19 protein-coding genes are annotated in these 11579 nt (G+C 63.1%); 7 read left to right on the forward strand and 12 right to left on the reverse strand.

What is annotated here, in order from left to right; genetic code table 11:
• Window positions 1–6 precede the first annotated feature (6 nt).
• From GIW57_RS05315 to pyrE, 3 genes are all read right to left on the reverse strand, one after another.
• Window positions 7–99 carry a potassium-transporting ATPase subunit F gene (locus tag GIW57_RS05315; RefSeq protein WP_005407770.1) on the reverse strand — a complete coding sequence of 31 codons (93 nt, stop codon included), beginning with the start codon at window positions 97–99 and terminating at the stop codon, window positions 7–9.
• Between the two features lie 218 nt (window positions 100–317).
• Window positions 318–977 (reverse strand): hypothetical protein, encoded by a 660-nt coding sequence (locus GIW57_RS05320; protein WP_100461952.1) that lies wholly within the window; start codon window positions 975–977, stop codon window positions 318–320.
• 19 nt (window positions 978–996) lie between these two features.
• Complete coding sequence (pyrE, locus tag GIW57_RS05325) at window positions 997–1656, reverse strand: orotate phosphoribosyltransferase (RefSeq protein ID WP_089241329.1); 660 nt, start codon at window positions 1654–1656, stop codon at window positions 997–999.
• Window positions 1657–2026: 370 nt separating this feature from the next.
• On the opposite strand from pyrE, the gene GIW57_RS05330 reads away from it, so the two are divergent.
• On the forward strand, window positions 2027–3226 hold the full coding sequence (locus tag GIW57_RS05330) for an integrase arm-type DNA-binding domain-containing protein (protein ID WP_236509362.1): 1200 nt from the start codon (window positions 2027–2029) through the stop codon (window positions 3224–3226).
• A gap of 146 nt (window positions 3227–3372) precedes the next feature.
• Here GIW57_RS05330 and GIW57_RS05335 read toward each other — a convergent pair whose 3' ends face one another.
• The 9 genes from GIW57_RS05335 to GIW57_RS05375 form a co-directional block, all read right to left on the reverse strand.
• Complete coding sequence (locus tag GIW57_RS05335) at window positions 3373–3552, reverse strand: hypothetical protein (RefSeq protein ID WP_236509363.1); 180 nt, start codon at window positions 3550–3552, stop codon at window positions 3373–3375.
• Entirely contained in the window at window positions 3549–4094 is a 546-nt protein-coding gene (locus GIW57_RS05340; RefSeq protein ID WP_236509364.1) for a hypothetical protein, read from the reverse strand. Before GIW57_RS05340 ends, GIW57_RS05335 begins: the two co-directional genes overlap by 4 nt.
• A complete protein-coding gene (locus GIW57_RS05345) occupies window positions 4087–4584 on the reverse strand; it encodes a hypothetical protein (protein WP_236509365.1) in 498 nt (165 codons plus the stop codon). Before GIW57_RS05345 ends, GIW57_RS05340 begins: the two co-directional genes overlap by 8 nt.
• The gene (locus tag GIW57_RS05350) at window positions 4581–4943 is read right to left on the reverse strand and encodes a hypothetical protein (RefSeq protein WP_236509366.1); all 363 of its coding nucleotides are present in this window, start codon (window positions 4941–4943) and stop codon (window positions 4581–4583) included. The genes GIW57_RS05345 and GIW57_RS05350 overlap by 4 nt, the downstream gene beginning before the upstream one ends.
• A complete protein-coding gene (locus GIW57_RS05355) occupies window positions 4940–5602 on the reverse strand; it encodes a hypothetical protein (RefSeq protein ID WP_236509367.1) in 663 nt (220 codons plus the stop codon). Before GIW57_RS05355 ends, GIW57_RS05350 begins: the two co-directional genes overlap by 4 nt.
• A gap of 223 nt (window positions 5603–5825) precedes the next feature.
• Complete coding sequence (locus GIW57_RS05360) at window positions 5826–6065, reverse strand: hypothetical protein (RefSeq protein ID WP_236509368.1); 240 nt, start codon at window positions 6063–6065, stop codon at window positions 5826–5828.
• A 72-nt stretch (window positions 6066–6137) separates the two neighbouring features.
• Window positions 6138–6335, reverse strand: a complete 198-nt coding sequence (locus tag GIW57_RS05365; protein WP_236509369.1) for a carbon storage regulator — start codon at window positions 6333–6335, stop codon at window positions 6138–6140.
• Between the two features lie 243 nt (window positions 6336–6578).
• Window positions 6579–6785, reverse strand: a complete 207-nt coding sequence (locus tag GIW57_RS05370; protein ID WP_236509370.1) for a hypothetical protein — start codon at window positions 6783–6785, stop codon at window positions 6579–6581.
• A 166-nt stretch (window positions 6786–6951) separates the two neighbouring features.
• Complete coding sequence (locus GIW57_RS05375; protein ID WP_236509371.1) at window positions 6952–7626, reverse strand: helix-turn-helix transcriptional regulator; 675 nt, start codon at window positions 7624–7626, stop codon at window positions 6952–6954.
• 498 nt (window positions 7627–8124) lie between these two features.
• Between GIW57_RS05375 and GIW57_RS05380 the strand changes: the two genes are divergently transcribed.
• Genes GIW57_RS05380 through GIW57_RS05405 form a run of 6 tightly spaced genes read left to right on the forward strand, consistent with a single transcriptional unit; the run spans window position 8125 to window position 11550 of the window.
• Window positions 8125–8463, forward strand: coding sequence for a hypothetical protein (locus GIW57_RS05380; protein ID WP_236509372.1), 339 nt, complete (start codon window positions 8125–8127; stop codon window positions 8461–8463).
• Complete coding sequence (locus GIW57_RS05385) at window positions 8460–9257, forward strand: helix-turn-helix domain-containing protein (protein WP_236509373.1); 798 nt, start codon at window positions 8460–8462, stop codon at window positions 9255–9257. The genes GIW57_RS05380 and GIW57_RS05385 overlap by 4 nt, the downstream gene beginning before the upstream one ends.
• Window positions 9257–9892, forward strand: coding sequence for a DnaB-like helicase N-terminal domain-containing protein (locus GIW57_RS05390; protein WP_236509374.1), 636 nt, complete (start codon window positions 9257–9259; stop codon window positions 9890–9892). Before GIW57_RS05385 ends, GIW57_RS05390 begins: the two co-directional genes overlap by 1 nt.
• Entirely contained in the window at window positions 9889–10371 is a 483-nt protein-coding gene (locus GIW57_RS05395) for a hypothetical protein (RefSeq protein WP_236509375.1), read from the forward strand. The genes GIW57_RS05390 and GIW57_RS05395 overlap by 4 nt, the downstream gene beginning before the upstream one ends.
• 1 nt (window position 10372) lies before the next feature.
• Window positions 10373–10714 carry a hypothetical protein gene (locus GIW57_RS05400; protein ID WP_236509376.1) on the forward strand — a complete coding sequence of 114 codons (342 nt, stop codon included), beginning with the start codon at window positions 10373–10375 and terminating at the stop codon, window positions 10712–10714.
• On the forward strand, window positions 10714–11550 hold the full coding sequence (locus tag GIW57_RS05405) for a hypothetical protein (protein ID WP_236509377.1): 837 nt from the start codon (window positions 10714–10716) through the stop codon (window positions 11548–11550). Before GIW57_RS05400 ends, GIW57_RS05405 begins: the two co-directional genes overlap by 1 nt.
• Window positions 11551–11579: the final 29 nt, after the last annotated feature.

Consider the following 11579-nt stretch of genomic DNA (forward strand, 5'->3'; position numbering starts at 1 on the left):
CTCCGCTCAGAACGACTCGGGCCGCAGCACGACATAAAGAAGATAGGCGGCGGCAACCAGCACCAGCACGCCACACAGCAACGACAGCCAGGGGGACATGGAATTGAGACCTGGTGGAACCCCTCCACCTCAGGCCGTCATCGTCGTCCCCACCCCCATAAACGCACTACGCGCCGGACCGGGCCGACGCGTAAAGAGTGCATAAATTCCGTGGGCCAACCCGTAACCAGCCCCGCCTGCTGTAGAGCCGAGCCTACGCTCGGCGGCTCTTTCCCGAGGTCAAGCGGAGCCGAGCGTGGGCTCGGCTCTACCGGCAATCAGGGGGCTTGGCTCGCCGGTGCCAATCCCTTCAGCTGCCGATAGCGCTGCAGGCTGCTTTCGATCTCGACCTTCAATGCCTGCTGCTGCTGTTCGAAGCTGGCCAGCAGCCGCTGCTGCGACTTCAACTGCGCATGGCGCTGGGCGATCGCCTGGGCCTGCTTGTCGGCCACCTTGCCGCCTGCCAGTTCGCGGTCACCGGCGGCAGCAAGCAGGGCCACCAGCGAATCGCGCAGGCTGGCCACGTTGTACTGGGCGGTCTTGAGGTTGTTGTCGAGCACCTCCTGGCGCTCGGCGAACACGCGCCGCAGCGCGTTCTCATCACCGTAGGTGGTCAGCATCGCCTGTTCGGTGCGCTGGCGGGTCTGCTCGGCCATCTGGTCCAGCTGGACCTGCGCCGCCGCCGTGCTGGCGGCAGCGCGTTCCTCATCGCTCAACGCGCGCTGCACCTGCGCATTGCGCAGGCCGCTGTTGGCGCTGAACTCATCGCGGGCGTGGTTGACCGCATCGGCCGGCAGCGCATCGCTGCAGATCCGCTCCTTGCCCTCGTTCCAGCAGTACAGCTTCTTGTCTGCAGCCTTGCCGCCGGACTGTGCCAGCAGCGTCTGCGGCATCGCCAGCAGCAGGCTGACAGCAACGATGGCAGGAACTCGGAACATGCGGCCTTCCCCCTGATGGTCAGCGCGTGGAACGGACGCCGTACTGGGCGCGATAGGCCTCCAGCGGCTGCCGGTAGCCTACAAGTTCCGGATTTCCGGACGCGAAATCAAGCAGGTCGGCCAACGTTGCCACCGCGATCACCGGGATGCCGGCCTCTTCAGCCACGGCCTGCGCGGCCGAGCGATGGTCGGTGTCCGATGCGATCTCCTGGCGGTCCAGGGCCACCACGATGCCGGCCGGAATGCCGCCCGCAGCGCGGATGATCGCCAGCGCCTCGCGGATGGCGGTGCCGGCGGTGATCACGTCGTCGACGATCAGCACGCGCTTGCCGGTCATGTCGGCGCCGATCAACTGGCCGCCTTCACCATGGTCCTTCACTTCCTTGCGGTTGAACGACAGCGGCAGGTCGCGGCCACGCTGGGCCAGCTCGCAGGCCATTGCGGTGGCCAGCGGAATGCCCTTGTAGGCCGGGCCGAACACCACGTCGTACTTGATCCCGGTGGCGTCGATGGCGTCGGAATAGCACGCGCCCAGCTGCGACAGCAGGGAGCCGGAGTCGAAACGGCCGGCGTTGAAGAAATAGGGGCTCAGCCGGCCGGACTTGAGGGTGAACTGGCCGAAGCGCAGGGCATCGGCGGTCAGGGCCAGCTGCAGGAAACGGTGACGGTGGTCGCTCATCAAAACTCGATTCATCTTCATTTGGAGCGCAAATCCTAATCCAGCTGGGCTTTCTGCGCTCGTCCTGCCCCTTCACGCGGGTGTCCAGAGCTGCCCCCGCGGGCTGCTCAGCCCGGCAGGCAACCGGTATGCTTGCCCGGTTTCCCGCCGTAGGTTCTTCCGCATGCGCATCATCAGTTTGAATGGTGTTGCAGCAATCACAAGTAATCACGAGCTGTCATCAGGGTCATGAAATTGCCTTGTTTTAAGGCTCGACAGCTCAATTCCGGATTCAGTAGGGATCACAAGCGGTCATAAGAGCGCATGAAATTGTTGGTACGGATGTTGGTATCATCTGACCCACAATGCGTACAGGGACGGACGACGTTCGATGGCTCTTACAGACTTCAAGATTCGCGGTGCCAAGCCGGCAGAGAAGCCCTATCGATTGAGCGACGGTGGTGGCCTTTTCCTTGAAATCCGGCCCAACGGATCGAAGCTCTGGCGCTACGCTTACCGCTTGGATTCTAAGCAGAAGCTTCTGGCCATCGGCACCCTGCAGGATGTGAGCTTGGCCGACGCGCGCGCTGCCATGCGCCTGGCCAAGTCCCAGGTGAAGCTGGGGCAAGACCCGGTGCAGCAGCGGAAGATTGCCAAAGCCAGGAGCGAGGAAAGCGCGCTCAACACGTTGGCAGAGAATGCTGAGGAGTGGTTTGCCAGCGCGGAGAAGGGCTGGTCGGCATCGCACCGGGACCGCTCCAGGCGATACCTGGACCAACGAATCCTGCCGGACATTGGCAAATGGCCGATTCGGGAGGTGACACCCGCCGATGTGCTTAAGTTGCTCCGTAAGGCCGAGAAGGGCGGACCGCACGTGGCCATCGTGACCCGCCAAACCCTGTCGGCAGTGTTCGAGCACGCGATCATCAATCTTCGCGCCGACTCCGATCCCACCCATCCGGTCCGGCGGGCGATCAAGAAGCCCCCCGTTTCACATGCGGTTGCCCACTCCGATTCAACCATGGGCAAGTTGCTCGCCAGCCTGGACTGCTATACAGGGCACCGCGAAACCGCCATCGCAGTGGAGCTGCTGGCGCTGACCTTCGTGCGCACCAAGGAGCTGCGCACCGCGAAGTGGTCGAACGTTGACTGGGACGCCAAAACACCGCTGCTTAAGATCGATGCCGGCGAGATGAAGAAGCGCCGCAAGCATTGGGTTCCGCTCGCGCCGCGCGCGGTGGCACTGCTCCGCGAGCTGCAAGCGATCAGCGGCGGCGGTGTTTACCTGTTCCCCAACAGGCGGGACGCGAAAAAGCCCATGTCACGCGAGGCGGTGAACATGGGCTTGAAGTACCTCGGGATGAATGAGATATCCGGCCACGATTTCCGAGCGACCGCATCGACTTGGTTGCACGAGGACGGCCATCCTTCTGCCGTCGTGGATATGCAGCTGTCGCATGCCAAAACCAACAAGACCAGCGCGGCCTACAACCACGCCGAGTTCCTGCCCGATCGCATCAAGATGATGAACCGCTGGGCTGATCACCTGGCGAAGCTGAAGCAGCGCCAGTCCCGGCAACCCAAGCCTTGATCACCGACTCCGGCCAGCCAATGGCACGGGGGCCGAGTCGCTTGCAGGCTGGGAACGTTCCGTTTCGCATGCCTCGGCGGATAGAGGACTCGGACAGAGCGGTGATCTTCACCACTGCGGGCATCTTCAGAATGGGATCGATCGTGTCAGCGGCCATGTGTGCCTCCTTCTTGCGGTAGCCGGCCTTTTGTCCATCGGCCGGTTTCGTTGTAGCGGATGTGCTGGTAGCGGCCGGACAGCCGGTGCCGGCGCTCAGTGGGCCAGCCGAGCAGATTGCGTGCGGTCACCTTCCAGAGAGCTGCGGTGAAGTGGGCGCGGAGCTTCATGTGCCCGTCCCCCTTCTCAGCGCCTGCATTGCCGCCCGTCGCGCCTGGGCGAAGCCCTTGCAGGCTTGCGTGGCCTCCCCGCTCGGGCTGATCACTTCGTGGCAAAGAAAGGCGTGTTCTCCCGGCTCACTGCACCGATCCGCATCCAGAGTCGTGGGGAGGCACTGGTTAGCGATCGAGCCATGCCGGAACGCGCATCCGTGGCACACGTTCGATGCATCAATCCCATGCACCAGCCGGGCACCTTGTAGGGCACCGAGCACGCAAGGCATGTTGATCTTCTCAGCGGTGTAAGGATGCACTTCCCCCAACTCCACCAGCAGCTGCTCTGCTTGTTCTTTCGCATTCGCCGCGACGCTGTTGGCAAGCCCGATGAACTGGGCGAACAGCTGCACCACGCCGTCGCAACCGTGGCACGCCACCATTCCGTGGAGCGCCGTCAGCCGTGCCGGCAAGGGCGTGCTGCATATCGCCATCAGCTCACCGGCCTGTTGGGCGGTCAGCGAGTAGTCGCGCGCGCTGTTGGCTACGGTCTCAGACATCGGTAACCCCCGGGCGTGCTTCCAGTGTGGTTTCCCAGCCCGCGTAGAAGTTCAGGCCGCGTGCTTCGCGGATTCCCTCATCGCTGTCCCAGCCGTCGTAGCGACCGAAAGTCTCGGTGTAAGGCTTGTCTTTGAACCAGAGCCATTGTCCGTCGCTGCACATCGCCCGGAAGTTGTAGCCGTCCGGCGCCTCAGCCCAGCTCGGCGGTGGAGGGTTCGCCATATCGCCACCGATGCCGTGCGCACGTTCCGCCGCCCGGATCGCCCAGATGCCGTAGACCTCCAACGTCCAGCCGTCCTGCATGATCGGCAGAAGATCTGTCACGGTGGTGGCCGGCAGCGGCGCGCGCTGCAGTACCGCGATGGTGTGGGCCGCTCGTTCGAGCAGCTCGGCACTGATCCGGTCGGTGGTCGTCCCGCCTGGCTGGCGGAGCGTGGCGGCTGCCGAGCAAAGCTCGGCCACCTGTGCGTTGATTGCTGATGAGGTCATGCCACTCTCCTTGTGCAGTTCACGGCCTTGATCGCTGCGAGCACCCTCAGCTCGCTCTTGGGGATGAACTGGCCTAGATCCATCGCAGCGAGGTAGTAGACGTAGAGCCCCTTTGACCCTCGATCCTGCACGTAACGCACCACCTGCTGTCCGTGCAGATCAAGGACGTAGATGCCGTCGTAGCGCCATTCAGTGCGGGACAGGTCTGCGAGCAGCACGTCGCCCTTTTCAAAGCGCGGCGCATTGAGGTTGTCGCTCACCAGGATGTGGGCGAAGCCATCGGCCGGCGGTGGGAATGCTACTGACGTATGCGCCTGCAGCGGGGTCGCTGCTCGACTCACGGGATCCATAGTGGTCATGCCTTAGCCTCCTGTGATTGCATCGCCCGCAGGCGCTTGAGGAGCAGGTGATACGTCCAGTCGTCGCACTTGCGTATGTGCTTCCAGGCCTTGCGTCGCGCGGTTGCCGGGGTGATGGGCTTGCCAGCCCTTACCGCCTCGGCCTGGAAGTCGTCGGCCGCAATCTGCACTGCGGCGTTAAGCTCGCCGACCGCCTTTCGTTCCTCGACCTCTTTTTGACGCTTCACTTGGCGGTCGTGTGCCCTTGCGCGGCGAGCCCGCGCGGCCTCGTTGTACAGGCGATCATCCCTTTTCTTCGCAGCCGCGAGCTCGCGCGCTGGCAATGCCAGGGGCAGCATCTCGGTTGTGTCGTCGCAGGCCGTTGCAAACCAGTGGACCCCGCGGCGGAAGTGGTAGATGGCTTCGCCGAACATGCAGTAGGGGTGATCGGGATTGGGATCGTCCACGGTCCAACCCAGTTCCCGCGCCCGGGTAATCAGGTCAGGAGCAGCCACCGCTTCCACTACGACCTGCCCAGCATCGTCGTGGTAACAGAGCCGGAAAGTTTCGTCCTGGTGCTCCGCGAGCCAGACGATGCCGGGGAGCATGTACGAGACGAGATCGCGACCGGTGAGCCCTCGCGCGAGAAGCCGGTCGATGGGGTTCTCGATTTCGTTCACAGGACCCCCTCCGCGACCTTGCACAGCGCCACAGCGCGTTCGTGGGACATGCTGACGGCAGCTGCAACGCCCCGCGGAAAGTCCTCGTTTCCGAGTGGGCCGTGCTCAATCACGAACTGCAACAGGTCTCGCATATCAGCCACTCCGACGTACAGCTCATGAAGTGCCTGGGTAGCCAGTTCCTCGCGGCTTGCAGGGTCTAGGCTCTTGGCAGATGTCTTGCTCACGGCGCCACCCCCGCCGCAGAGGCAGCCGTGTCGAGAATTTCCCCGATGTACAGGACCGTAAGTGCGGCGTGGTCGGCAATAACGTTGATTGACGACGGCTGCACATCGCTCAGGTCGCCCTCACACAGGACGTCGGTGTAGGCGGTCAACTTCCGGAGGTGCTGCCTGATCAGGTTCACCTGGCCTGCGTCGAGGGACACTGCTGGGCTGCTCGGGGGTACACTGTTCTTCGCCATGTTGGCTTCCTTGATCTTGGTCGATTACGGGGCGGCTTGGCTGACGGTTCGGGCGTTGGCGCGCTCGGACCGTCACTGTTTTGGGGCGCTGATTTCCAGGTGGCGCGGCGCTCGTATCCCGATTCTGGCCTTCCCGTCGCGCGCTGCGAGAACGACAAGGTGGATGCTGTCTCCGATGTGGATCTCGCCTTCTTCGTATTGCTTGATCACGCGGCAACCGGCGTGCGGGTGATCAGTGCCGCGCGTCTGTGTAGGGCTTTTCTGACTCATCTTTCAGGTTTCCTTGGTACTGGGCGCTGTGAGAAACTGCAAAAGTCGGGGGATATGCGTCACCCGATGTGGCGGCGCAAAATATGGTCCTCGTCTGGTTTGCAACCACGATTTCATGGACACGTAGCGGCACGACGATTGCGGCGGTGCAGGCCACCAGAATCCATCCGACGCGAATCAGCGTAGACGGCTCGGGCCGCGTTTCAGGGTCGTAACTGGCGTTATTGCAGCGGCAGTTGGAAGTCATGCCGGCAGCCTCGAAGGCTTGCCCAGGAGATACCCGAACCCCTCGCGCTTGCAGCGGAGGCGGTGCCCTACTGAGAAGAGGAGCGGGTCATGGCGAGCAAAAACCGCCATGAGGGTCGCGTGATCCGCGAGGTTGAACAGGCTGAAGCCGTTGTCCTGCAAGCGGCTTTCGTAGCGCTTGCGGAGGCTGTTGAGCTGACGCACCAAGCGGTGCTTACTGCGCCAAATTTCCCTTGAAGCGTGCATCTTTATGGCTCCCATCAGCCGCGATGTGCGGCGACAGGACTAGATTAGGCATTGCTAATCGATTGTGCAATAGCAATCCCTAATTTACTTTCGCTAATTTTCTTAACGAGTTCAGGAATCGGCTTCAGGCGATTTGGCGCGCGCTGTATTGGACCACCGCCTTGCCAGCGATGAACAAATCGTCCGGCGCAGGGTACGGCGGGAACAGTGCATTGGCGCTGACGATATAGACCCCATCGGCCCTTCGCTGCAGTCCCTTGATCTGAGTCTCGCCGCCGATGTTGATTACGTAGATGGCATCGCCGTCGAAGTAGTCCACGGCAGTGTCGACCATCACAACGTCGCCATTGTTGATGACCGGCGCCATGGAGGGGCCTCGCCCAGTGATCAGCTTGAGGCGCCCAGGCTGGGGCAGGAATCCAAGGCGCTGCCGGATATCCCACTCCGCGTACTCCATGCTCCGGATGACCTCCGGGAATTCTTCATTCACGACCCCTGCGCCCATGCCTGCTGCTCCATCCAGTAGCTCAAGGCGAAGGTAGCCGGGGGGCGTCTCACGGACGGAGAGCGGCGGACCGTCGGGGGCGTCATCGATGGAACCTTCGCCGGTAGCGAGCCACATCGCTGGTACGCCAAGAACGCGCGCGGCCTTCACCAAGGCATCCCCGCGTATGGATTGAGACTTCCCGCTCAGCCAGCCACTTACGCTCGGGGCCGAAACACCAACAGTCTTGGCCAATTCGAGCTGAGAGATACCTGAGCGAGCCAGAGCCGTGCGCAGACGGGATGAGAGGTCCATGGTTAGGTTCTGTGAATGGAATTAGGCAATGTTACGCACGAGACCGTTGTAAAGTAAATTAGGAACTGCTAATTTCCTCGTCCATGACCACGACTTCCCACGTTTCCGCGATCAACGACCCCGCGCAGGCGTCGATGCTGATCGATTCCCTTGGGGGCACGAAGCGAGTCGCTGCCCTCTGCTCGGTTCGAGCTCCTTCCATCAGCCAATGGCGCCGACGGGGCATCCCCCGGCCATGGGCGCTGTTCTTCCACGCCAAGTATCCGGACAGGTTTGATTCTGCAGGCAACGTTGTTGCGCCAGTCGAGCCCATCAGCGGCGAATAAAGCGATTTTGCTGGGCTCGATGGAACGGTCCTAGCGCAGTGAAGGAAAGCGTGCATTCTGAGCGCGGCAGTGGCCGCTCGGGTGTCTGGCGCGAAATCCCAACGTCCAGATACGACGAAGCCCCCGCTGTCGGGCAGACATGCGCGGAGGCTTCGTTCAGAACGAGGCCACTATGCCACACCATGAATCCGATGCAAACCTGCATGGGCAGGGGCTGCGCGCCTACGCCGACGTCATGCAAGACGCCTTGGCCCACATCCAAGATCGACACGCGAGGCCCTTAGTCCGGTTGCAGGAACGCCTCCCCGACGGCCGCATTGCCGTTGAGATCTACGACCGCACGCGGCCAGGTGACGAGCCGACTTACGATTTCTACTGCTCCGGCCCGCAGCAGGCACTGGAGTGGATCCAACAAATGTCGAGCAAACGTTGGATCACTGCCGAGCACCTCGGCGCCTTCGCCACACTCATGTTGGCAGCGTTCCCAGAAGTGCAGGGGGCATCGGCGTGAGCGTCCAGGCGATGGCGTGGGCGATGGAACAGCGAATCGTCGCGGACCCAGTATCCAGGCACGTGCTGCTGTGCCTCGCAAACTATGCGGACAAGGACGGGAGGGGGGCTTTCCCTTCGGCTGACAGCCTCGCCCAGGACACCGGCCTGTCTGTTCGGACGGTCCGCTTGAAGCTTGCACAGCTGGTAGATGCCGGTGCAACCAGGAAGGGCAGTCAGGGACTGGCCGCTGTGTACATCGATCGGGCTGACCGCCGCCCAGTCGTCTATGACCTCATCATGGCGCGGGGTGCGGGAAATGCACCCCGCAAGCCGGGACGGGGTGAAGCTGACGACGACAACGGGGTGCAGCTGGCGACCGAACGGGGTGCAGCAGCTGCACCCAATCCATCATATAACCATCAAGAAGAAACCCATGGGTCACCTGCCGGTGACGAAGGGGCTGCTAACGCAGTGGATGAGCAGGCGGATCTGCTCGGCAGCAAGACTCCTGTCGGCTGCCCCCATGAAGCAATCATTGCGGCATACCACAAGGAGCTCCCGAACTGTCCCGTCGTTCAAGGATGGAGCGATAGCCGGCAGACGCACCTGCGCGCGCGCTGGAAGGCTGATCCCGAAAGGCAGACGGTCGAATGGTGGCGCGGTCTGTTCGAGTGGATGCGCGATAGCGATTACCTCATGGGGAAGGTGAACAGCTTCCAGGTGTCCCTGCCTTGGCTGATCAAGTCCGAGGAGAACCTGCTGAAGGTCATCGAAGGCACGTACCACAACAACCGGAAAGGGGGGCAGGCCTGATGCGCTTTGACCCCAACCTGCCGCCGCATAGCGTTGAGGCTGAGCAGGCCGTTCTGGGTGGGCTGATGCTATCTCCCGAGGCGTGGCCGCTGGTGTCGGATACCTTGTCCGCCGAGGACTTCTACCGCCATGACCATCGTCTGATCTTCGAGTCGATTCGCACCCTGGCCGAGAAGCAACGGCCCTTCGACGCCGTCACCATAGGCGAGTGGTTCGAGTCGCGCGGAAAGCTGGAATTGGTGGGTGACGGCGCCTACATCACCGAGCTTGCCAGCACGACGCCGTCAGCGGCAAACGTAGCTGCCTATGCAGAAATCGTCGTCCAGTACGCCGGCCGCCGCCGCTTGGCTGACGTGGGCCGCAGGGCGGTGGAGTCCGCCCACGAGCAGGACGGCCGCGAGTTCCCCGAGATCCTAGCGGAGTTGACGCAGGACATTGCGGGCCTGCAGCCCGCGCAGCGCGGCGGCCTTCGACTGGCAGGCGAGACCATGTACGGGTGGTACAAGCGGTGGGAAGACCGCTATCACTCCGGTGGAGGCCTAACGGGGCTGGAGACGCCCTGGGCTGAATTCAACCGGGTAACGCATGGCCTGGTGGAGAAAGCCACCGGCGCCATCGGAGGCGACAAGCCATGAACGTACTGATCCGATTCCTTCGCGCGCTGTGGACGCTGATCGTCGGTGCCGCTGCCGACGCGCTGCAGTGGCTGAGCAAGCCCGGCAGCAAGGTCAAGGTGGTGTGCGCGGTTCTGGCCTTCGGCTGTGCGGTGTCCGGGCTGACCGCTTGGGAGAAAGAACAGAAGATCCGCGACCTGAGCGCCCAGGTGATCAAGGTCCGGTCAGACTGGAAAGCCGACGCCGCCCGATTGCAGGCGGACGTGGACACCCGCGACCAGCGCTTGGCCGAGGTCGCCACCGCACTGAGGGCCGAGGCCGAGAAGCTGGAAGCTCTCAAGGCAGAGAGCGCGGCGGCGTTGCAGGCCCTGGCCGGCAAGATCGAAGCGTCCGAGAAGGAGGCTTCCACCTGGCGCGGCCGCTACGAGCAGCGGCCCGACACCTGCAGGGCGGCCCTTGAGCTGCTTGATTCCGCCTGCCCAGCATTGAAGGGGTACTGACATGCGCGTCATCGTGGTTGTCACAGCTGCGCTGCTGGCCTCATGCCAAGCCGCGCCCACTAAGCCGAACCCGCCCGCGCCGGCATTGATCAAGGTTCCGGTGGCCACCTATGTCCCCATCGATGCCGCGCTGACCAAGCGCTGCAGCTGGGTGCGGGACGGAAAGCCATCGATGGTGTTCGACGTGAGCAATGGTCGGAAGCGCTGCCTGATGCAGTACGAGGCGCAGTTCGACGCCATCGGCCAGGCAGTGGCACTGCTGCTGGGCGAAGAGGTTGGCGCACCGGTGCAGGAGGAAGGCGCCGAGCCGGAGCGCGTGGACCTGGATGGGAACCCGTACTGATGGCCGGCCTGGCGGGCAATCGCCAAGCCAAGCGAGCCCTCCCGACGAACAGCAGGGCATGGCGCGCGCTGCGGGAAACGATCCTGCTGCGCGACCTGTATCGGTGCCAGGAGCATGGCTGTGGCGTGCTGTGCGCCGGTAAGGGGCAAGCCCACGTCGATCACGTGGATGGCAATGCGAACTACATCCCGCAGGGTATGACCAGCGCGCTGTCGGCGATGCGGCCAGGGACTTGGGCAAATGGTTCGAACGCCTTTGCCACCGCTGGGGATACCTTGCCGGCAGAGGCGGGAAAAACGTACTGCATCTCGGCGGTGGTCAACTCGCACCGTTGCCGGGTGCTGTTCTATGCCGAGTTTCTCAACGGATTGGGGCAGATCATCGGCAGCGTTGGCACGTCGAACATGGAACCTGCAGGCTTGACCAGCGGGCCTATCTCGACCTTCCCGCGTGGGTTCGGCATCGCCAAGGCGCCATCGGGAACCGTGTCGATGGCGGTGCGCCTGCGCATCCAGGGAATGGGGCAGGCAGACCCCTATTTCTGGATCATGCGGCCGATGTTGTCCGAAGTGGCTGAGGGTGCAACCCAGCCGCCCACATGGTCACCGGGCGGCAACGAAGCCAGCGCCCGCTGGGGTGTGGACGTGCGGGCGGACAAGAAGATCGCAGGCATCGCCCTGGCAGCAACCGGAGAGACCAGCTCGTTCGATGTGCTGGCCGATGTGTTCCGCGTCTCGTCTCCTTCGGGTGGCCAGCGCACGGAGTACAGCGACGGTAACTGGCGTACCTACTATCCAAATGGGCAGCTCGCTACGCGCATGGGCTACTGGCCGTGACAACAGGCGGGAGGGGGCTCCCTCCCTCC

It is taken from the genome of Stenotrophomonas sp. PA-6-5C (assembly GCF_021605635.1).
Lineage (GTDB): Bacteria > Pseudomonadota > Gammaproteobacteria > Xanthomonadales > Xanthomonadaceae > Stenotrophomonas > Stenotrophomonas lactitubi.

Excerpts from the sequence above, each read along its gene's own strand:
- GIW57_RS05315 (WP_005407770.1), bottom strand. The coding sequence starts at position 99 with ATGTCCCCCTGGCTGTCGTTGCTGTGTGGCGTGCTGGTGCTGGTTGCC.
- GIW57_RS05320 (WP_100461952.1), bottom strand. The coding sequence starts at position 977 with ATGTTCCGAGTTCCTGCCATCGTTGCTGTCAGCCTGCTGCTGGCGATG.
- pyrE (WP_089241329.1), bottom strand. The coding sequence starts at position 1,656 with ATGAGCGACCACCGTCACCGTTTCCTGCAGCTGGCCCTGACCGCCGAT.
- GIW57_RS05330 (WP_236509362.1), top strand. The coding sequence starts at position 2,027 with ATGGCTCTTACAGACTTCAAGATTCGCGGTGCCAAGCCGGCAGAGAAG.
- GIW57_RS05335 (WP_236509363.1), bottom strand. The coding sequence starts at position 3,552 with ATGAAGCTCCGCGCCCACTTCACCGCAGCTCTCTGGAAGGTGACCGCA.
- GIW57_RS05340 (WP_236509364.1), bottom strand. The coding sequence starts at position 4,094 with ATGTCTGAGACCGTAGCCAACAGCGCGCGCGACTACTCGCTGACCGCC.
- GIW57_RS05345 (WP_236509365.1), bottom strand. The coding sequence starts at position 4,584 with ATGACCTCATCAGCAATCAACGCACAGGTGGCCGAGCTTTGCTCGGCA.
- GIW57_RS05350 (WP_236509366.1), bottom strand. The coding sequence starts at position 4,943 with ATGACCACTATGGATCCCGTGAGTCGAGCAGCGACCCCGCTGCAGGCG.
- GIW57_RS05360 (WP_236509368.1), bottom strand. The coding sequence starts at position 6,065 with ATGGCGAAGAACAGTGTACCCCCGAGCAGCCCAGCAGTGTCCCTCGAC.
- GIW57_RS05365 (WP_236509369.1), bottom strand. The coding sequence starts at position 6,335 with ATGAGTCAGAAAAGCCCTACACAGACGCGCGGCACTGATCACCCGCAC.
- GIW57_RS05375 (WP_236509371.1), bottom strand. The coding sequence starts at position 7,626 with ATGGACCTCTCATCCCGTCTGCGCACGGCTCTGGCTCGCTCAGGTATC.
- GIW57_RS05380 (WP_236509372.1), top strand. The coding sequence starts at position 8,125 with ATGCCACACCATGAATCCGATGCAAACCTGCATGGGCAGGGGCTGCGC.
- GIW57_RS05390 (WP_236509374.1), top strand. The coding sequence starts at position 9,257 with ATGCGCTTTGACCCCAACCTGCCGCCGCATAGCGTTGAGGCTGAGCAG.
- GIW57_RS05395 (WP_236509375.1), top strand. The coding sequence starts at position 9,889 with ATGAACGTACTGATCCGATTCCTTCGCGCGCTGTGGACGCTGATCGTC.
- GIW57_RS05400 (WP_236509376.1), top strand. The coding sequence starts at position 10,373 with ATGCGCGTCATCGTGGTTGTCACAGCTGCGCTGCTGGCCTCATGCCAA.
- GIW57_RS05405 (WP_236509377.1), top strand. The coding sequence starts at position 10,714 with ATGGCCGGCCTGGCGGGCAATCGCCAAGCCAAGCGAGCCCTCCCGACG.